This is a genomic window from Alteromonas sp. ABV2_168 (genome assembly GCF_056161165.1).
The window spans coordinates 124,388-144,070 of the sequence record NZ_JBSWYQ010000007.1 but is presented as its reverse complement, the minus strand read 5'-3'; the positions used below and the strand labels follow the sequence as shown (position 1 = coordinate 144,070).

Here is a 19,683-nt window from a genome sequence, read left to right as displayed (position 1 = left end):
TCAGGTGCTGCTTATTTCAGATGCTTTACGAGGCCCTGAACCACTTTCGGGCTGCCGGCTACGATTTCACCCTTATAAAGCGGGTCGTTGTTACCTTTAAAATCAGTTACCAGGCCGCCTGCTTCACGCACCAGCAGTTCACCTGCTGCAATGTCCCATGCTTTAATACCACGTTCCCAGTAACCGTCAACACGGCCGGCTGCAACGTAAGCCAGATCCAGCGCTGCACTGCCAGCGCGGCGGATATCGCCACATTCGTGGAAGATTTTGTTCAGGCCGAGGGCATACTCACCAAATTGTGCTTTATTTTTAAACGGCAGGGCAGTAGCCAGTACAGTTTCAGTGAGATCGCGGGGTTTGGTTACACGGATACGGTAGCCGTTCAACTGGGCACCCTGACCACGGCTGGCGGTGAAAATTTCACTGCGAATAGGATCAAAAACAACAGCCTGGTCAAGACGACCTTTGTGCAGAAGAGCGATGGAAACACAGAAATGGGGGATACCTTTTACAAAGTTGGTGGTTCCGTCCAGTGGATCAATAACCCACTGAAAATCTGAATCCTTACCGTGGGTTTCGCCACTTTCTTCACCCAGAAAGCTGTGATCCGGGTAAGACTGCTGAATTTTGTTGATAATCGCCTTTTCGGCTTCTTTGTCGATTTGCGTTACGTAGTCATTGGCGCCTTTCACTTCTTTCGTCAGGTCAGCACGATTCTCAAAACCGCGCACAATGATTGTTCCGGCAACACGCGCAGCGCGCACCGCAATATTCAGCATAGGATGCATAAGTAAACCACCAATTGTAAAAGATCATAGTAAACGTTGTACGGAAATTGACCATACACGTTGAAAACGCGCGAAGTTTAACAGAGCCGCTAAAATATGCAATGGCCGGCGGCGAAAAAACGGCCCCGGCAGGGCGGGGTAAATAGCCATCCAGAAAGCTATTGTGCTATTATCCGCCACCCGCAAAACAGGTGAAGGTAACACGCATGCTCGACAACATCCGGATAGTACTGGTTAATACATCCCATACAGGCAATATTGGTTCAACCGCAAGGGCGATGAAAACCATGGGCCTGAGTAACCTGTATCTGGTTGATCCTGTGAGTGCGCCGGATGGCCACGCCAGTGCGTTAGCGGCCGGCGCCGGAGATGTGCTGGCAAATGCGAAAACTGTTGCCACGCTTCAGGAAGCGGTAGCTGACTGCGGACTGGTCGTGGGGACTTCTGCACGTTCAAGAACTCACTCCTGGCCGATGCTGGAACCCCGCAGCTGCGGTCGTAAACTGATTGAAGAAGTACCGGATTATCCGGTGGCACTGGTATTTGGCCGTGAAAATAACGGTCTGACGAATGAAGAGCTGCAGCAATGCCATTTCCATGTGTGCATTCCCGCCAATCCGGTATACAGTTCACTGAATCTTGCCGCCGCAGTACAGACATTATGCTATGAAGTGCGCATGGCGTGGCTGGAGAAAGATGCGTTCCCGCCCACTGAAAATGACTACCCATTAAACGAAGATCTGGAACGTTTTTACCAGCACCTCGAACAAACCCTTACCGGTACAAACTTTATTGTTAAGAATCATCCGGGCATGGTGATGACCAAATTACGCCGTCTGTTTAACCGTGCCCGTCCGGAAAGTCAGGAACTGAACATTCTGCGCGGCATTTTGTCGTCCATCGACAAAGCCGTAAAGTGAGGGTTGTACCGTGTTTCCGCGAATAAAAGAAGATATAAAAGGCGTCTTTCACCGTGACCCTGCGGCAAGGAATACCTTTGAAGTACTGACCAATTACCCCGGCCTGCATGCCATCTGGCTGCACAGGATCAGTCATAAACTGTGGAAACACGACTTAAAATGGCTGGCGCGCACGTTGTCTACCTTCAGCCGCTGGTTAACGGGTATCGAAATTCACCCGGGCGCCACACTTGGCAGACGAGTATTCATCGACCATGGCATGGGGGTTGTCATTGGTGAAACGGCGGTTATTGGCGATGACGTCACTTTGTATCATGGTGTAACGCTGGGTGGTACAAGCTGGAAGGCCGGAAAACGTCATCCTACCCTGGAGAAAAACGTGGTCGTCGGTGCCGGTGCGAAAGTGCTTGGCCCCATCGTGATTGCTGAAGGGGCAAAAATCGGCTCTAACTCGGTTGTTGTCAAGGATACACCGGCCGGAGCAACGGTGGTGGGCATTCCCGGACGCATCGTTAAAACCCAAAAAACTGCATCAGATGATCCGCAAGTTACCCGTCGCCACCAGATTGCCGAGAAATACGGTTTCGATGCCTACGCCGTTTCTACTGACAATCCGGACCCGGTGGCCAATGCCATGGGCGTTATGCTTGAGCATATTCACCAGATGGACAATAAGGTGGAAGAACTTTGCGGCGTTATCCGCGCAATGGGCGGTGATGTGTGTACTGACAATCTGCATGCCATTAAAGCTGAAGACTTCGCTGATACGGGGATTGATCCTGTGGTGCCCCAGCAGGGTGAAGTACAGGACGATTTTGACCCGAAAATCTGATTAGGCTGATAGATAATACCTGACTAATTTACCAGGTTAAATACTTGACCATTTTAGTCGGGAATGTAACAATTCCCGCCTGAAAAAGGCTGGGAGAAAGTCATGAAATTAACGTCAAAAGGGCGCTACGCCGTTACAGCTATGCTGGATGTTGCGTTGCATTCAACCCGCGGTCCCGTGCCGCTGGCTGACATTTCCGAGCGTCAGGAAATTTCATTATCATATTTAGAGCAACTGTTCTCCAGACTTCGTAAAGAGAAGCTGGTAGACAGTGTACGTGGTCCGGGCGGCGGTTATCTGCTGGGCCGCGATGCCATGCGAATTGCTGTGGGTGAAGTCATCCGCGCCGTAGATGAATCCGTTGATGCTACCCGCTGTCAGGGACAGGCTGATTGTCAGGGCGGTGAACGTTGCCTGACGCACAGCCTCTGGCAGGATCTGAGCGACCGTATCAGCGTGTTTCTGGATTCCATTACGTTGGGTGAACTGATGTCTCAGCGTGAAGTGCAGGAAGTGGCCGGGCGCCAGGATAAGCAAACATCCATCATTAAACCTCTGGAAGACATCAAGGTTAGCATTCAGTTGTCATGACTCAAACCCGTACACAACCCGTTTATTTAGATTATGCCGCCACCACACCGGTCGATCCCCGTGTGGCAGAGAAAATGATGGCGTGCTTAACCATGGACGGAAACTTTGGAAATCCGGCCTCCCGTACGTATCGCTACGGCTGGATTGCTGAAGAAGCGGTAGATATCGCCCGTAATCAAATTGCCGATGTGTTCAATTGCGATCCCAGAGAAATTGTTTTTACCTCTGGAGCCACTGAGTCCAACAACCTGGCGATAAAAGGTGCTGCTGAAGCTAACTTTAGCAAGGGTAAGCATATCATTACCGTTAACACTGAACATAAAGCCGTGCTGGATACCTGCGATGCACTGGCTGAAAGAGGCTTTGAGGTTACGGTACTGGCTGTGGACAGCGATGGTCTTATTACCCCTGAACAGATTGCCGGCGCTATGCGGGACGATACCGTTCTGGTAAGCGTGATGCATGCGAACAATGAAATCGGTGTGATTCAGGATATTGCAGCCATCGGTAAGTTATGTCGCGAAAGAGACATTCTGTTTCATGTGGATGCTGCGCAATCTGCCGGAAAGCTGCCGCTGGATCTCAGTGAACTTGATATTGATTTGTTGTCAGTGTCAGCACACAAAATTTATGGTCCGAAAGGTATTGGCGCGTTGTATGTGCGTCGTCGACCTAAAGCGAAAATCTCTGCTCAAATTCACGGCGGAGGCCACGAGCGGGGCATGCGTTCCGGCACGCTGCCTGTTCACCAGATAGTTGGAATGGGTGAAGCCTTTGCCCTGGCTGAGGCCGGAATGGCTGAAGAAAGTCAGCGGATACGTGGTTTACGTGACCAGCTCTGGCAGGGCATCAGCCAGTTAGACAACGTCTATCTTAATGGTCACGCAGAACAGCGCTTGCCGGGAAATCTGAATGTCAGCTTTGGTGGCGTAGATGGCGAAAGCTTAATGATGGCACTGAATGATATTGCCGTATCATCAGGTTCTGCATGTACATCTGCCAGCCTTGAGCCGTCTTATGTACTGGCTGCACTGGGCATGAGTGCGGAGCTGGCGCACAGCGGGATTCGCTTTACGGTTGGACGTTATACCACACAGGCTGACATTGAATACGTGATCAGCAAGGTAAGCAGTGTGGTTACCACACTTCGCAGCGCACAGTAGCAAGCACAAACGACCGGGCGGTTGACCATATCACAACCGTGTAAACATTGAACTGACGGCCTGTTTCGGGCATGATGCGCACGCTTTTTCCGGCGCGGCATCAGCGGTCTGTCAGCGTATAGCGCCCGGAGCAATTCTTGAGTGGATTACTCAGGTATTATACAATTTAACCGATTTATCGCGCTGGTCCGGCTGACAAACAATGTTTTGTTTTCAGTGATGCAAAGCAAGACCGACATGGCTTTGTAATGAAATGGACCCGCAATTTCAGGCAAACAGGTGAGATCCAATAATGAGTGAACAGATCGATCAGGCACTATCGCGTAAGTACGATGCCGGTTTCTATTCTGAAATCGAATCGGAAACCTTCGAAAGTGGACTGGACGAATCCGTTATCCGACGCATTTCAGAAATGAAAGGTGAGCCGGAGTGGATGCTTGAATGGCGTTTAAAAGCCTACAACGCATGGCTGCAAATGGAAGAACCGGAGTGGGCCCATGTGGAGTATCCTAAAGTGGACTTCCAGGCTATTTCTTACTATTCCGCACCGAAGAGTATGAAGGACAAACCTAAGTCGTTAGACGAGGTTGATCCTGAACTGCTGCGTACCTACGAAAAACTGGGTATTCCTCTGCACGAGCAGGAAATGCTGGCGGGCGTCGCTGTCGATGCGGTATTCGATTCAGTGTCGGTTGTGACTACATTCCGTGAAAAGCTGGAAGAAGCCGGTGTTATCTTTTGCCCGATTTCTGAAGCTGTTCACAAATATCCTGAGCTCATTAAGAAGTATCTTGGCTCTGTGGTACCGCGTACAGATAACTTCTATGCTGCACTGAATGGTGCGGTATTCACCGACGGTTCATTCGTATTTATTCCAAAAGGCGTTCGTTGCCCGATGGAGCTGTCTACCTATTTCCGTATTAATGAACAAAATACCGGTCAGTTTGAGCGTACGCTGATAGTTGCCGAAGAAGGCAGTTACGTGTCGTATCTGGAAGGCTGTACTGCACCTCAGCGCGACGAGAACCAACTGCACGCCGCAGTGGTTGAACTGGTCGCCATGGATGACGCACAAATTAAGTACTCAACGGTGCAGAACTGGTATCCGGGTGACGAAGACGGTAAAGGCGGTATTTATAACTTCGTGACTAAGCGTGGTATTTGTCACACCAATGCCAAGATTTCCTGGACTCAGGTTGAAACCGGTTCTTCAGTTACCTGGAAGTATCCTTCCTGTGTACTTAAAGGTGATAACAGCGTGGGTGAATTCTACTCAGTAGCGCTGACCCGTGGACGCCAGCAAGCCGATACCGGTACGAAAATGATTCACCTGGGTAAAAATACCCGCTCCACCATTATCTCGAAAGGGATCTCCGCAGGTAAGAGCAATAATGCGTATCGCGGACTGGTGCAGATGGGCCCCCGTGCAGACGGTGCCCGTAACTTTACCGAATGTGACTCGCTGTTAATCGGCGATCAGTGCGGTGCACACACATTCCCGTATATTGAAAGCAGAAACCCTACCGCCATCGTAGAGCACGAAGCGACAACGTCGAAAGTGAGCGATGAGCAGTTATTCTTATGCCAGCAACGTGGTCTGGACGCGGAAAAAGCCGTGTCGATGATCGTTAACGGTTTCTGTAAAGAAGTATTCAAAGAGCTACCAATGGAATTTGCCGTTGAAGCTGGCAAGCTGCTCGAAATTAGTCTTGAAGGTTCAGTGGGGTAATAATGCTAAAAATTTCTAATCTACATGCCAGCGTCGAAGAAAAGACCATCATTAAAGGTCTGGATCTGGAGATTGGTCCGGGTGAAGTACACGCTATCATGGGCCCTAACGGTGCGGGTAAATCCACGCTGGGCTATGTACTGTCTGGCCGTGACGGCTACGAAGTGTCTGACGGTACGGTAGAACTGAACGGTAAAGACTTACTGGATTTAGACGTAGAAGAGCGTGCCCGTGAAGGTCTGTTCCTGGCATTCCAGTATCCGGTAGAAATTCCGGGTGTTTCTAACATGGAATTCATGAAGGAATCGGTGAATGCGATGCGCGAACAGCGTGGTGAAGAGCCACTGACTGCAGCAGAATTCCTCAAGAAAGCCAAAGAAGCCTGCAAGCAGGTTCAACTGCCGCTGGATTTCCTTAAGCGTGGCGTAAACGAAGGCTTCTCCGGTGGTGAGAAAAAGCGTAATGAAATCATGCAAATGATTCTGCTTGAGCCGTCGCTGTGTATTCTCGACGAATCAGACTCCGGTCTGGACGTTGACGCGTTGCAGGTTGTCGCTGACGGCGTAAACAGCCAGCGTGACGACAAGCGCAGTTTCATCGTGGTAACCCACTATCAGCGTCTGCTTGACTACATCAAACCGGACTTCGTACACATTCTGGCTGACGGCAAAATCGTCAAGAGCGGCGATGCGTCACTGGCGCTGGAAGTTGAGAAAAACGGTTACGCTTTCTTAGGTAAGAAATACGAGGAGAGTGAAGCATGAGCCAATGGCTGGAACAAGTCATTGACAACGCTCAGGATGTTTCTGACTTCCTTTCTTCTCAGCGCAAAAAATCACTGGCAGCTCTGCAGGAGCAGGGCTGGCCGGGTAAGCGTGCCGAGCAATGGCGTTTTACCCCGCTGACCAGCGTTGAGAAACGTAAAGCAATTAAAGCGAAGGTGACAGATGAACCTGCTGTGCCGCAGATTGATAAGCTGGATACTATCGATCTGGTATTCGCTGACGGCAAGCTGGTGACTGATATCAGTGACCTGTCACTGCCTAAAGGCCTGAAAATCAAGTCACTGAAAAAAGCCGGTGACGATGAACAGGCGGCTATCAAAAGTATTTTTGCGAAGATTAAACCTGCCCGTCACACCTTCGGACTGGTAAATGACGCCGTGTCTAAACAAGGTGTTTTCATCGATGTCGCTGCAGGGGCAAAAATCAAACCGGTTGTTAGGGTTTTGAACCTCAGCACTCAGGCAGGCGATGCCCATACCCGCGTACTGGTGCGTTTGGGGGAAGCGGCTAAGTTGACAGTTATTGAACACGGTGAAGGCGCGGCTGACAGCCTGACGACGGCATTTGCTGAATACAGCATTGCAGATCATGCGCAGCTGGAACACTATCGTTTTGCCCTGTTTACCGGTAAAGCGAAGCAAATCGGTGGCAGTCACTTTAAGCTCGGTGAAGAAGCCAGCCTGAACAGCACACTGGTAGGTTACGGCAGTGAACTCAGTCGTCTTGATATCGACGTTTGGCATGCCGGTGAGCACGCTAATGCGAAAATGAACGCCATTTATCTGCTGGCGGAAGGTGAACTGTTCGACCTGCATACTACTCTGGAGCACGCTGTTCCGAATGGTACATCAGAAGAAAATGCCCGCGGTATCGTAGGTGACGGTGCCCGCGCTGTATTTAACGGTCGTATCCATATTCACCGCGATGCCCAGAAAACACTGGCAGAGCTGAATAACCGTAACCTGTTACTTTCGCGCCGTTCGCTGATTAACACCAAGCCTGAGCTTGAAATTTATGCGGATGATGTGAAATGTGCTCACGGCGCTACGGTTGCAGAAATCGATGATACGGCACTGTATTACATGCTGAGCCGCGGTATTCCCCGCAGTAAGGCGCTGGTCATGCTGAATTTCGGCTTTATTCAGGAACTGGTTACCCAAATTCCGAAAGAAGCCATTGCTGACTGGCTGCTGCCCAAACTCAGCGAACGTTTTGCCTCTATGGAGGTAAAATGAGTCTGGACGTGCAGGCCCTGAGGGCGCAATTTCCGATCCTCAGCCGCAAGGTGAACGGCAAACCGCTGGTTTATCTGGATAATGCAGCAACCACACAGAAGCCGCAGGCAGTGCTGGATGCCATTATGGATTTCTACACCACCACGAATGCCAATGTGCACCGTGGTGCTCATGCGCTATCTGATGAAGCCACGCGACGGTTTGAAAAAGCCCGTGACGATGTGGCCGCGTTTATTAACGCGAATGACCGTAAAGAAGTGATCTGGACTGCCGGTACTACCGAAGCCATTAATCTGGTTGCGAAAGGCCTGGGTCAGTTGCTGAAAGCCGGTGATGAAGTTGTGGTAACTGAAATGGAACACCACGCGAACCTTGTGACCTGGCAGCAAGCCTGTAAGGTGTCCGGTGCCACATTAAAAGTTGCGCCCATCTTTGATTCCGGTGAGCTGGATACCGACGCCTTTACTGCGCTGCTGAACACCAATACCCGCCTGGTGGCTTTTCCCCATGTCTCTAATGCGTTGGGTACGCTGAACCCGGTGAAACTGCTCACGGCGAAAGCGAAAGAGCATGGGGCACTGGTGTTAGTCGACGGCGCTCAGGGCATTGCTCATGGCGGTGTTGATGTACAGGATATTGGCTGCGACTTCTATGCCTTTTCCGGCCACAAGCTATTTGGCCCTACCGGCACTGGTGTGCTGTGGGGACGGGCAAACGTATTGCAGGACTGGCCCGTATGGCTCACCGGCGGTGAAATGATTGCCGATGTGACCTATCAGGATGCGACCTGGGGCGAACTGCCTAACCGTCTTGAAGCCGGAACGCCGAATATTGCCGGTGCTGTAGGTCTTGCCGCTGCGGTTAACTGGTTCTCAGCGTTGGATACCCATGCAGTACAGGCCCATGAAAAGGCATTGCTGGCCAGTGCTCATGAACAGGCTGAAGCCTTTGATGGCATGCGAATTGTTGGTACTGCACCGGCTAAAATGGGTGTAATGAGCTTTATTCTTGACGGCATTCACCCGGCTGATGTGGGTTACATTCTTGATCAGCAGGGCGTTGCTATCCGTACCGGTGATAACTGTGCGCAGCCGCTGATGAAGAAGTTTAATATTCCCGGCACGGCCCGCGCATCATTTTCTATTTATAACAGCCTTGATGAAGTGGACGTTCTGTTCAGTGCGCTTCGTAAGGCGCATATGATGCTTGCTTGATAAGGAGGCAACATGTCCGTAGAAACGTTTATACCCTCTACTACCGTTATTTCTCTGACCGACAGTGCGGTAAAGCACTTTGAGAAAAAAGTCGCATCCAGACCAGGCAGCATTATCCGCCTGTCTACTAAGGTCAGCGGCTGCACCGGTTACGCTTATGTGCTGGATCTGGCCGATGCCCCTGAAGCAGATGACGAACTGGTTTCTGCCAGCGATGCCCTTACGGTGGCGGTAGCGAAAGATGCGGTGAAGTTTGTCAGAAATACCGAAATTGATTACGTTCAGGAAGGGATCAATGGCGTAATCAAGTACAACAATCCTAATGTCGTGGACGAATGTGGCTGCGGCGAAAGCTTCAATATCGGTTAATACGTTTTGGCTAAAGCACAAAAAATGGTAGTCACGGAACGTGACTGCAAAGCACGCCTTGTTCCGGCCGGGCAAATTTCTACCATTCCCGGCGGGGAGTTCGTCTCTATCACTCAGGAACTGGGTGGCAACTACACCATCACCTGGCGTGGTAATATGTATCGTATCGACGGGACTGATGCTGATGCCATTGGCCGTAAACCGATGGTACTGAATTTTGATGCACCGGCAGACGGCAATATCGATGAGCAACAGGTTTGGGATGCACTGGAAACGATTTATGATCCGGAAATTCCGATTAATCTGGTGTCTCTTGGGCTGATATATAAAGTGTCTGTGGACCAGAATAAAAAATCTGTTGCTGTAGACATGACTCTTACTGCCCCGGGCTGCGGCATGGGACCGGTACTGGTAGGCGACGTGGAATATCGCATCGGTATGGTGCCTCACGTAGACTCAGTGCAGGTTGAACTGGTGTTTGATCCTCCCTGGTCCCGCGATAAAATGAGCGAAGAAGCACAGCTCGAAGCCGGTTTGTTTTTCTAAGAAAAGGTTTTCAACATGACAATGTCACTCCCCGGTAGCCAGGAAATTATTGATGATCTGGCCTTTTTTGATGACTGGGAACAACGTTATCAGTACATTATCGACCTGGGTAAATCTATCCCCGGGTTGCCGGACGATGAGAAAACGCCGGATAAACTGGTTAAAGGCTGTCAAAGCAGCGTGTGGCTTGAGTCACGGGTTGAAAATGGTCTGGTTAAATTTTCTGTAGACAGCGATGCAGTCATTGTTCAGGGATTACTGGCCCTGGTTATGGCGGCGTACAATAACAAAACGCCCCGTCAGATCCTGGATTTTGATGTTGATGCGTACTTTGCAGAACTGGATCTTGAACGCCATATTACCCCCACACGGGGTAACGGCTTAAGAGCTATTGTTGCGAAAATTCAGGCACTGGCCAAACGTTCAGTTAACTGATTTTCTGAGCGTATTGTCATAAAATCGTCATCACTGTATGACTACACTTTCCGGCTGCGTCAAATGGCAGGGAAGTGATTGACGATTCCCTCTGGTCAACTGGTCTGGAATTGCCTATAATTCGCGGCCAAAATTTTAATGATTCATTGGAGACAGAAGAATGGCTCTTGAGCGTACATTTTCTATTATCAAGCCTGATGCGGTAGCTAAAAACGTAATCGGTGCAATTTACAACCGTTTTGAAACTGCTGGTCTGCGCATCGTTGCATCTAAAATGCTGCACCTGAGCAAAGAACAGGCTGAAGGTTTCTACGCAGAACACAAAGAGCGTCCTTTCTTCGGCGCGCTGGTAGACTTTATGACTTCTGGTCCGGTAATGGTTCAGGTACTTGAAGGCGAAAATGCGGTTGTTAAAAACCGTGAAATCATGGGCGCGACTAACCCGGCTGATGCAGCTGCGGGTACTCTGCGTTCTGATTACGCAGCGTCTATCGACGAAAATGCGGTACACGGTTCTGATGCACCGGAATCTGCTGCACGTGAAATCGCATACTTCTTCTCTGACGAAGAAATCTGCCCGCGCACCCGTTAATTTTTAACGATTGCGTAAAAAAGGAGAGCCCAGGCTCTCCTTTTTTGTGTCTGCAACACAGTGTCTGAGAAGCAGGCACAACAAAGTTTATCGCTGTGCCTGTTTCATGCCGTTGCTTAGTCAGTTAAACCGCGACGTTTCATCAGCGCATCTACTGTAGGCTCCTGACCACGGAACTCAACGTAGTTCTCCATCAAATCTTCACTATTGCCTTTAGACAGAATTTCCTTGCGGAACAGATCGCCGTTTTCACGGGTCAGGCCACCATTTTCTGCCATATGGGCAAAGGCATCTGCTGCAAGCACTTCTGTCCACAGGTAAGCATAGTAACCGGCTGAATAGCCACCGGCGAAGGTGTGACTGAAATAGGCGGATTTGTAGCGGGGAGGCACCGGCGCATAATCAATGCCGTGCTTCTCCAGAGCTGCTTTTTCAAAAGCTGCCACATCTTTGACTTCCTCATCCGCGCCAATCATGTGCCATTCCATATCCAGCAGAGCGGCTGCCAGATATTCCACCGTGTTGAAGCCCTGGTTGAAGCTGACAGCTTTCATAACTTTATCCAGCAGAGCCTGAGGAATAGGTTCCCCGGTTTTGTAATGTTTGGCGTAGTTTGCCAGTACTGCAGGATCGATAGCCCAGTCTTCATTAAACTGAGACGGGAATTCAACGAAGTCACGGGCCGTGTTCGTGCCGGCAAGGCTGGGATATTTTACCAGCGAGAACAGACCGTGATCTGCGTGACCGAATTCGTGGAAAAGGGTAGTGGTTTCGTCGAAAGACAATAATGTGGGTTCACCCGGCGCCGGCTTAACAATATTAAGCTCGTTGTAAACAACAGGCTTAGTACCATTCATGAACGACTGGGTAACGAATTCACTCATCCATGCACCACCGCTCTTGCCTTCACGGGCGTAAGGGTCGAAATAGAATAAGCCAATGTTAGATCCATCTTCGTTGAAGACTTCAAACAGACGGGCGTCATCAACATACACAGGTAAATCAGTACGCTCTTTAAAGGTAATGCCGTACAGCTTTTCCATCGCAAAGAACAGGCCGTTTTCCAGCACGGAGTTCAGTTCGAAGTAAGGTTTAACTTCACTGTCGTCCAGATCGTATTTTGCCTTACGGACTTTCTCAGCATAATACGCCCAGTCCCACGGCTGTACCTCACCTGTTACGCCATCAGCGTGCATGACTTCTTCAATGGCAGCCGCTTCTTCTTTGGCTTTTTCCACTGCCTGCGGTGCCAGGTCGTCCAGGATCTTAAAGACATTTTCAGGTTTCTTCGCCATCTGGTTTTCAATGGCATAGGAGGCCCAGTTAGGGTAACCCAGTAATGCTGCTTTCTCAGCACGAAGGTGTGTCAGTTCCAGAATAATCGGGCCGTTGACATCCATCGCACGGTTCGCTGATCTCTCCCAGATTTTCTTGCGCAGCTCACGGTTTTCCAGGCTGGTCAGAATGGGTTGGCGGGTGGTGTTAACCAGGCTGATCATATAGCCTTCTTTATCCGCACCTTCTGCCGCTGACTTCAGGCTCGCTTTGTCGCTGTCAGAAAGACCGGCCAGTTCAGATTCATCAGTAACGATGATGGTGTCGTTTTTAAATGATGCCAGAATATTCTGCGAGAACTGAGTTTGCAGCTTTGTGATCTGCTCATTTATGCCACGTACCTTCGCTTTCTGCTCTTCAGTCAGGTTGGCTCCGGCGCGGACAAACTGCTCGTAGGTTTTTTCCGTCAGACGCTTGTCTTCTTTATTCAGGCTGTCTTTATTTTCATAAACGGTTTTTACCCGTTCAAACAACTTGCTGTTCAGATGAATGCTGTCACTGTGCGCAGTGAGGCGCGGTGACATTTCAGCTTCAATACGCTGAATTTCTTTATCAGAAATGATACTGGATAAGTTAAAGAAAATGGTAGCAACGCGGGTCAGCAACTCACCGCTTTTTTCCATTGCCAGAATGGTATTTTCAAACGTGGCCGGAGCTTCATTACCTGCAATGGCATCTATCTCAGCAGTATGCTCTTCCATGCCAAGTTCAAAAGCTGGTTCATAATTCGCTGTCTCGATTTTATCGAAATCCGGCGCCTGATAGTCCAGTGTGCTGGGCTTTAACAGCACGTTTTCAGCTTGCACCGTTTTCTCCTCAGCAGACGCTGTGGCAGAGTGGGATTCTTCTTTGGCAGGGCTGCAGGCGGTCAGTGCCAGTGCGGCAGCTATCGCTGTTGCCATTAGTGACTTTCGCATTAGGTTCTCCATTGATGTCCCGGTTTGTTTTCCGGGTTATTGTTGTAACCGGTGAGAGGCTTCATAGAGGAACACAGGTTCCTTTGAAAACCGGCTTCATTCCTACTCTAGCAACACCGGCGTGAGCGGACAATATTAGCAGTCCCGCTGAACCGCATGTTTATCGTGAAAACTCAGATTTCACCGCTTTCTAAGCCGGTTTCCCTATGATAGAATGCGCGGCTAAAATTTGTGCAGTCAATGCAGTGCCGGTAAAGCGAATTTTCACTGTTACCGCCCGTTCCTGCGGGCCCTTTCAGGCGGTTTCTTCCGCCGTCACCGGCAAGCTCTCACGGAAGACATTTATTCGCTCCCCGCACGGCATGTATCTTTGCATTTTACGGGGCCGGACTGCTGCACGTTATGAATATGATTAAGACAGAATTCGGGGTCATCGACGACTTATGGCAAAGACAAACCTTTTAAATCTGAACCGCACAGCTTTGCGGGAATTTTTCGCTGACATTGGCGAGAAGCCTTTCCGTGCTGACCAGGTGATGAAATGGATTTATCAGCAAGGTGTCAGCGATTTTAATGAGATGAGTAATCTTAATAAAAACCTGCGGGCTAAATTGCTGGAAAATGCAGAAGTTGTTGCGCCTGAAATTGCTTACTACCAGGAAGCCAGCGACGGTACAATTAAGTTCGCTCTGGCGCTGGAAGGCGGACAGGAAGTAGAGTCTGTGTGGATCCCTGAAGCAGAACGGGCCACCCTTTGCGTATCCTCGCAGGTTGGCTGTGCGCTGGAATGTACGTTCTGTTCCACGGCGCAGCAAGGTTTCAACCGTAATCTGTCTGTCAGCGAAATTATCGGTCAGGTATGGCGTGTGGCAACCTTCCTGGGCCTGTCGAAAGATACATCTAAGCGGCCCATTACCAATGTGGTAATGATGGGCATGGGTGAGCCATTGCTCAATCTTAAGAATGTTGTACCTGCTATGGATTTAATGCTGGATGACTTTGGTTTTGGTCTGTCAAAACGTCGTGTCACACTGAGTACTTCAGGTGTTGTTCCTGCGCTGGATATGCTGGGCGATCAGATTGACGTAGCGCTGGCTATTTCTCTGCACGCTCCGACAGATGAACTTCGCAATGAAATCGTTCCTATCAATAAGAAATACAATATTGAGACGTTTCTTGCCGGTGTACGCCGTTATCTCAGTAAGTCCCGCGCGAATCAGGGCAAGGTAACCGTAGAATACGTTATGCTGTCGAACATAAATGACAGTACCGACCAGGCGCACCAACTTGCAAAAGTGCTGAAAGAAACACCGTGCAAAATTAACCTTATCCCGTTTAATCCGTATCCGGGTTCACCTTACCTGTGCTCAAGCAATTCCCGTATTGACCGTTTTGCCAAAGTACTGATGAGCTATGGCCTGACAGTGGTTGTGCGGAAAACCCGTGGCGACGATATTGATGCTGCATGTGGTCAGTTAGTAGGCGATGTGGTCGACCGTACGAAACGAATGTTAAAGAAACAGATGAAAGGTGAAGCGATTTCAGTAAAAATGGCGCAGTAAGGAATTAATTAAGAGGTAGGAGCTTCATGCGATTAGGCGTACTTGCTCTCGTTATTGCACTGACAGGATGTGTAAGCCAGAACCAGCAAAACGGGTATTCTGGCGATGATTTTGATATGGAACAGGCCGCAAAGACCCGAATTTCTCTGGGCCTGACTTACCTTAAAAACGGCAATTACCAGCAAGCCAAAGTGAATCTGGACAAAGCGCTGGAATTCGCTCCCAGGTATGCTGACGCGCATTATTCGCTGGCATACTATTACCAGACCGTGGAAGAGTGGGGCAGAGCTGAACAGTCTTACGAGAATGCTCTGGATCTGGCGCCCCGCAATGCCGAAATTGCCAACAGCTACGGCGCTTTTCTTTGTCAGCAGAAAAAATATGACAAAGCTAATGACTTTTACAGCAAAGCACTGAATAACCTGCAATATGCAAATTCAGCGCAAACCTACGAAAATATGGCTATCTGTGCCGCTGACCAGGGCAAGCGTGAAGAAGCCATCGGCTATCTTACAAATGCGCTGAACCATCAGCCCGGCCGTTCCAAAAGCCTCTTCATGCTGACTCAACTGTACGTTGAAACCGGACAATGGGACGAGGCTGAATCTGTTATGCGCCGGTACGAGCGCGTTTCCCGTGTGAGCCCCGAATCTGTGACGCTGGCTATCGCTATTGCTGAAGGGAAAGGGGATGCAGAGACCGCGCAGGGATATGGTGAAATGCTGGTCACTATGTATCCTCAGAGTGAGGAAGCAAAAGCTTACCGGGAAAGCATTATCCGTAAAGCCAATGCCTCTGCGCAAATAGTGCGCCGGGTCAAACCGAAGGCAGAGGTTCAGGCTAAAGCGCAAAAGGTAGTCAGCCCTGAAAGCGCTCCGGTCAGCAAAGAGCCTGCTCCGGTACAAAATACAGCTGCTGTACAGAATGAACCGCAATCTGACTTACCGGTACTGGAAGATCCTCAAACCCGCTATCATGAAGTGAAACCGGGCGAAAATTTGTATCGCATTTCGCTGAAATACAATATTAAAATGTCGCGCTTACAGGCCTGGAACAAACTCGCCGATCCCGGTGATATCGAGGTAGGTATGCGTTTACGTCTTTCGCCCGAAAAATAACACTCACAAGGTATTCAATGAGCACAAACGAAAACCAGGTTGATGAACAGAACACGGCTCCCACTCCTGGCGAAATGTTGCGGGATGCGCGGGAAAAAGCCGGATTAAGTCAGCAACAAATGGCTGATAAACTGTTTCTGAAACTGAAAAATGTCGTGGATATCGAAAATGATCATCTGGACGAGGCGATGTCAGCAACGTTTCAGAAAGGCTATGTCCGCATGTATGCCAGACAACTGGGCATTCAGGAAGCGCCGGTCATCGACAGTTTTAACCGGCTGCACACTGTCACCAGACCGCCGGCACGTTTACAGAGTTTCTCAAAGCGCGTTGCAAAGCAGGCCCACGACGATCGCTGGATGATGGTCACCTGGATCATGTTGCTGTTATTGGTGGTGGCGCTGGTTGCCTGGTGGTATCAGCAGTCTGACGGTTTGACGTTCTCTGACCCCACGGTAGAAAAAGAAGCTGTAACAACCCGTTCAGTATCGCCGCAAGCAGCAGACCCGGCTGTCAGCGAATCTGCACAGCCGTCACTTTCAGCCGCTGAGGAAGCTTCAGACACGGCAATTGAATCTGCTGCTGCGGAGACGAACCTTGAGGATACAATGCCTTTGCAGACTGACATTGAGCCGGAAGGTGACCAACCTGAAGCTGACGTATCAGATGTCGCAGAAAGCGCACCGGAGCAAAGCAGCACCGATATGACCGAAGTTGATGATGTCTCCGCAGCCGGTGATAATACAGAAACCACTGATTCAACCGGCGCGGCCACTGTGGAACTGGTACTTACTTTCGCCGAAGATTGCTGGATTAATATCGAAGATGCCACTGGCGAAGCTATCGCTTATGGCGTGAAAGCCTCCGGACGGGTGATGCCTGTGAGTGGCCAGCCGCCGTTTAAAGTAACTTTAGGTGCACCTGATGGTGTGAGTATTACCTATGACGATGAAGCCGTTGATATTTCCGCGTTTCAGGTTGGCAGAATCGCCCGCTTCACGTTACCAATGCAGGACTAATCATGTTTACTGAAAGCCCCGTCAAACGTCGTAAATCTACGCGCATTAATGTGGGAAGCGTACCCGTCGGTGATGGTGCACCCATTGCTGTACAGTCTATGACCAATACGCCGACAACGGATGTCGATGCTACTGTGGCTCAAATCAAACGCATCGTCGCGGTGGGCGGTGAAATCGTGCGGGTCTCTGTACCTACGATGGAAGCGGCAGAAGCATTTAAAGCTATCCGTGCACAAGTCTCAGTGCCTTTGGTGGCAGATATCCATTTTGATTACCGCATTGCCCTGAAAGTGGCGGAATATGGCGTAGATTGCCTGCGTATTAATCCCGGCAACATTGGCAACATGGAGCGGGTTAAATCTGTGGTGGATTGCGCCAGAGACAAAAATATTCCTATCCGTATCGGTGTGAACGGTGGTTCACTGGAGCGGGACCTGCAGGAAAAGTACGGCGAGCCCACTCCTGAAGCGCTGGTTGAGTCAGCCATGCGCCACGTTGATATTCTGGACAAGCTTAACTTCGACCAGTTTAAGGTCAGTGTGAAAGCGTCTGATGTATTCCTGGCAGTCGGTGCATACCGCTTGCTGGCTCAGCAAATTGATCAGCCGCTGCATCTGGGTATCACAGAAGCCGGCGGACAACGTGCCGGCGCAGTAAAAAGTGCGGTAGGTCTGGGTATGTTACTTGCTGAAGGTATCGGAGATACCCTGCGCGTTTCTCTGGCCGCTGATCCGGTTGAAGAAATCAAAGTCGGTTTTGATATCCTTAAGTCGCTGCGTATACGCTCAAGAGGCATCAATTTTATTGCCTGTCCGAGTTGTTCCCGTCAGGAGTTTGATGTCATCGGTACGGTGAACGCACTGGAACAGCGTGTAGAAGATATTTTAACGCCCATGGATGTGTCCATTATCGGTTGTGTTGTTAACGGACCCGGCGAGGCTGAGGTGTCTGATTTAGGTCTGACCGGCGCGCGCAATATGAGCGGTTTCTACGAAGACGGTAAGCGTCAGCGTGAGCGTCTGGCTAACGATGACCTGGTGGATCAGCTCGAGCGTCGTATCCGTGCAAAAGCGTCCCGTCTGGATGAAGCAAACAAGATTCCGGTCTCGGTAAAAGAATCGTAAAACCTGTAGGGCGAAGTGCGGCACAATGAGATAACAAATGCGCCGCTCCGTCGTCAGGGAAGTAACATTGTTGTTTAATACTAAAGCCCCTATAATGCGGGGCTTTTAAGTTTCAGGTAAATGAGAATTTCAGGTGGCTAAGACAATTCAGGCAATCCGTGGAATGAACGACTGCCTGCCGGAAGTGTCCGGTACGTGGCAGCGAGTGGAGTCCACCCTGCGTCAGGTGGTAGCCAGTTACGGTTATCAGGAAATCCGTACTCCTATTGTAGAGAGTACCGATTTATTCAAACGCTCTATCGGTGAAGTGACTGATATCGTTGAAAAAGAAATGTATACCTTCGAAGACAGAAACGGCGACAGCCTGACACTGCGTCCCGAAGGCACGGCGAGCACAGTTCGCGCCGGTAATGAACATGGTTTGCTATATAACCAGCAGCAACGTCTGTGGTACATGGGACCCATGTTCCGTCACGAGCGTCCGCAAAAGGGCCGTTACCGTCAGTTTCACCAGTTTGGTGTAGAGACCTATGGTCTCGACGGACCGGATATCGATGTTGAAGTGATCCTGCTGAGTGCCCGCATCTGGAAAGCATTTGGCATCAGTGATCAGGTGACCCTGCAAATTAACTCGCTGGGCTCTAATGAGGCCCGTCGTCTGTACCGTGAAGCGTTGACTGAGTATCTTCGGGCACGTGCTGACCAGCTTGATGAAGACTCTCTCCGCCGTCTTGAAACCAACCCTCTGCGTGTGCTGGACAGTAAAAATCCCGATGTGCAGGCGGCGATTCAGGATGCGCCATCACTGCTTGATCACCTGGACGAAGAATCCAAAACACATTTTTCAAATTTATGTGAACGATTATCGCAGGCGGGCATCCAATACGAGGTTAATCCACGACTGGTACGCGGGCTCGACTACTACAACCGCACTGTTTTTGAATGGGTAACAGACAGTCTGGGCGCTCAGGGCACAGTGTGTGCCGGTGGCCGTTATGACGGTCTGGTTGAGCAGTTGGGTGGCAAAGCCACGCCTGCAGTGGGTTTTGCTATGGGTATGGAGCGGCTGGTATTGCTGTTAACTACCTTGCAGGCCACTGAACAGGATAATATTGCAGCCGATGTGTATGTTACCTCAATGGGGGCTGACGCCTATGCCCTTGAAGTGGCTGAGCTGCTGCGGGACTGTTGTCCTTCCATGCGGGTAATGATGCATTGCGGTGGCGGCAACTTTAAGAAGCAGTTGAAGCGTGCTGATAAGACCGGCGCAGGTTATGCTCTGTTACTTGGCAGCGAAGAAGCTGAGAATAAAGTAGCGACAGTGAAACCGCTGCGTTCTGACGGTGAACAAAAGACGGTAGCACTGGCTGAACTGGCCGGTATGTTGTCAGAGTTAGTGGATTAAGTGC

Annotated in this window: 19 protein-coding genes; 17 read left to right on the top strand and 2 right to left on the bottom strand. The window is 50.2% G+C overall.

All coding sequences use genetic code 11. From position 1 onward, the window contains the following. Positions 1–11: 11 nt before the first annotated feature. Positions 12–788 (bottom strand): inositol-1-monophosphatase, encoded by a 777-nt coding sequence (gene suhB, locus ACXAH4_RS12370; RefSeq protein ID WP_119502025.1) that lies wholly within the window; start codon positions 786–788, stop codon positions 12–14. Between the two features lie 206 nt (positions 789–994). Here suhB and trmJ point away from each other — a divergent pair, with 206 nt between their 5' ends. The 12 genes from trmJ (at position 995) to ndk (ending at position 11,199) form a co-directional block, all read left to right on the top strand. After that, positions 995–1,708, top strand: a complete 714-nt coding sequence (gene trmJ / locus ACXAH4_RS12365) for a tRNA (cytosine(32)/uridine(32)-2'-O)-methyltransferase TrmJ (protein ID WP_474882082.1) — start codon at positions 995–997, stop codon at positions 1,706–1,708. A gap of 10 nt (positions 1,709–1,718) precedes the next feature. Beyond that, positions 1,719–2,540, top strand: coding sequence for a serine O-acetyltransferase (gene cysE / locus ACXAH4_RS12360; RefSeq protein WP_474847874.1), 822 nt, complete (start codon positions 1,719–1,721; stop codon positions 2,538–2,540). A 102-nt stretch (positions 2,541–2,642) separates the two neighbouring features. Beyond that, positions 2,643–3,131 carry a Fe-S cluster assembly transcriptional regulator IscR gene (gene iscR, locus ACXAH4_RS12355; protein WP_119502022.1) on the top strand — a complete coding sequence of 163 codons (489 nt, stop codon included), beginning with the start codon at positions 2,643–2,645 and terminating at the stop codon, positions 3,129–3,131. Next, positions 3,128–4,294, top strand: a complete 1,167-nt coding sequence (locus ACXAH4_RS12350; RefSeq protein WP_474882081.1) for an IscS subfamily cysteine desulfurase — start codon at positions 3,128–3,130, stop codon at positions 4,292–4,294. Before iscR ends, ACXAH4_RS12350 begins: the two co-directional genes overlap by 4 nt. A 292-nt stretch (positions 4,295–4,586) precedes the next feature. Next, positions 4,587–6,023 (top strand): Fe-S cluster assembly protein SufB, encoded by a 1,437-nt coding sequence (gene sufB / locus ACXAH4_RS12345; RefSeq protein WP_303573030.1) that lies wholly within the window; start codon positions 4,587–4,589, stop codon positions 6,021–6,023. Positions 6,024–6,025: 2 nt separating this feature from the next. Continuing rightward, positions 6,026–6,787, top strand: coding sequence for a Fe-S cluster assembly ATPase SufC (gene sufC, locus ACXAH4_RS12340; RefSeq protein ID WP_119502019.1), 762 nt, complete (start codon positions 6,026–6,028; stop codon positions 6,785–6,787). Further along, the gene (gene sufD, locus ACXAH4_RS12335) at positions 6,784–8,043 is read left to right on the top strand and encodes a Fe-S cluster assembly protein SufD (RefSeq protein ID WP_474882078.1); all 1,260 of its coding nucleotides are present in this window, start codon (positions 6,784–6,786) and stop codon (positions 8,041–8,043) included. The genes sufC and sufD overlap by 4 nt, the downstream gene beginning before the upstream one ends. Then, positions 8,040–9,257, top strand: a complete 1,218-nt coding sequence (locus ACXAH4_RS12330) for an aminotransferase class V-fold PLP-dependent enzyme (RefSeq protein ID WP_474842618.1) — start codon at positions 8,040–8,042, stop codon at positions 9,255–9,257. Before sufD ends, ACXAH4_RS12330 begins: the two co-directional genes overlap by 4 nt. A 12-nt stretch (positions 9,258–9,269) precedes the next feature. Then, complete coding sequence (locus tag ACXAH4_RS12325; protein ID WP_474882077.1) at positions 9,270–9,626, top strand: HesB/IscA family protein; 357 nt, start codon at positions 9,270–9,272, stop codon at positions 9,624–9,626. 24 nt (positions 9,627–9,650) lie between these two features. Then, positions 9,651–10,172 carry a putative Fe-S cluster assembly protein SufT gene (sufT, locus tag ACXAH4_RS12320; RefSeq protein WP_474868554.1) on the top strand — a complete coding sequence of 174 codons (522 nt, stop codon included), beginning with the start codon at positions 9,651–9,653 and terminating at the stop codon, positions 10,170–10,172. Positions 10,173–10,193: 21 nt separating this feature from the next. Continuing rightward, the gene (locus ACXAH4_RS12315) at positions 10,194–10,607 is read left to right on the top strand and encodes a SufE family protein (RefSeq protein WP_119503435.1); all 414 of its coding nucleotides are present in this window, start codon (positions 10,194–10,196) and stop codon (positions 10,605–10,607) included. A 160-nt stretch (positions 10,608–10,767) separates the two neighbouring features. Then, positions 10,768–11,199, top strand: coding sequence for a nucleoside-diphosphate kinase (ndk, locus tag ACXAH4_RS12310; RefSeq protein ID WP_070125710.1), 432 nt, complete (start codon positions 10,768–10,770; stop codon positions 11,197–11,199). Between the two features lie 116 nt (positions 11,200–11,315). On the opposite strand, the gene ACXAH4_RS12305 is transcribed toward ndk, so the two are convergent. Continuing rightward, positions 11,316–13,451 carry a M3 family metallopeptidase gene (locus ACXAH4_RS12305; RefSeq protein ID WP_474882075.1) on the bottom strand — a complete coding sequence of 712 codons (2,136 nt, stop codon included), beginning with the start codon at positions 13,449–13,451 and terminating at the stop codon, positions 11,316–11,318. Between the two features lie 443 nt (positions 13,452–13,894). On the opposite strand from ACXAH4_RS12305, the gene rlmN reads away from it, so the two are divergent. The 5 genes from rlmN (at position 13,895) to hisS (ending at position 19,679) form a co-directional block, all read left to right on the top strand. Then, complete coding sequence (gene rlmN, locus ACXAH4_RS12300) at positions 13,895–15,013, top strand: dual-specificity RNA methyltransferase RlmN (protein ID WP_474882074.1); 1,119 nt, start codon at positions 13,895–13,897, stop codon at positions 15,011–15,013. Positions 15,014–15,039: 26 nt separating this feature from the next. Then, positions 15,040–16,131 carry a type IV pilus biogenesis/stability protein PilW gene (pilW, locus tag ACXAH4_RS12295; protein WP_474882072.1) on the top strand — a complete coding sequence of 364 codons (1,092 nt, stop codon included), beginning with the start codon at positions 15,040–15,042 and terminating at the stop codon, positions 16,129–16,131. Positions 16,132–16,148: 17 nt separating this feature from the next. Next, a complete protein-coding gene (locus tag ACXAH4_RS12290) occupies positions 16,149–17,150 on the top strand; it encodes a RodZ domain-containing protein (RefSeq protein ID WP_474882070.1) in 1,002 nt (333 codons plus the stop codon). A 2-nt stretch (positions 17,151–17,152) separates the two neighbouring features. Continuing rightward, positions 17,153–18,274 carry a flavodoxin-dependent (E)-4-hydroxy-3-methylbut-2-enyl-diphosphate synthase gene (gene ispG, locus ACXAH4_RS12285; protein WP_119502009.1) on the top strand — a complete coding sequence of 374 codons (1,122 nt, stop codon included), beginning with the start codon at positions 17,153–17,155 and terminating at the stop codon, positions 18,272–18,274. A 133-nt stretch (positions 18,275–18,407) separates the two neighbouring features. Then, positions 18,408–19,679: a histidine--tRNA ligase gene (gene hisS / locus ACXAH4_RS12280; protein WP_474882068.1), complete on the top strand. Its 1,272-nt coding sequence runs from the start codon at positions 18,408–18,410 to the stop codon at positions 19,677–19,679. Positions 19,680–19,683: the final 4 nt, after the last annotated feature.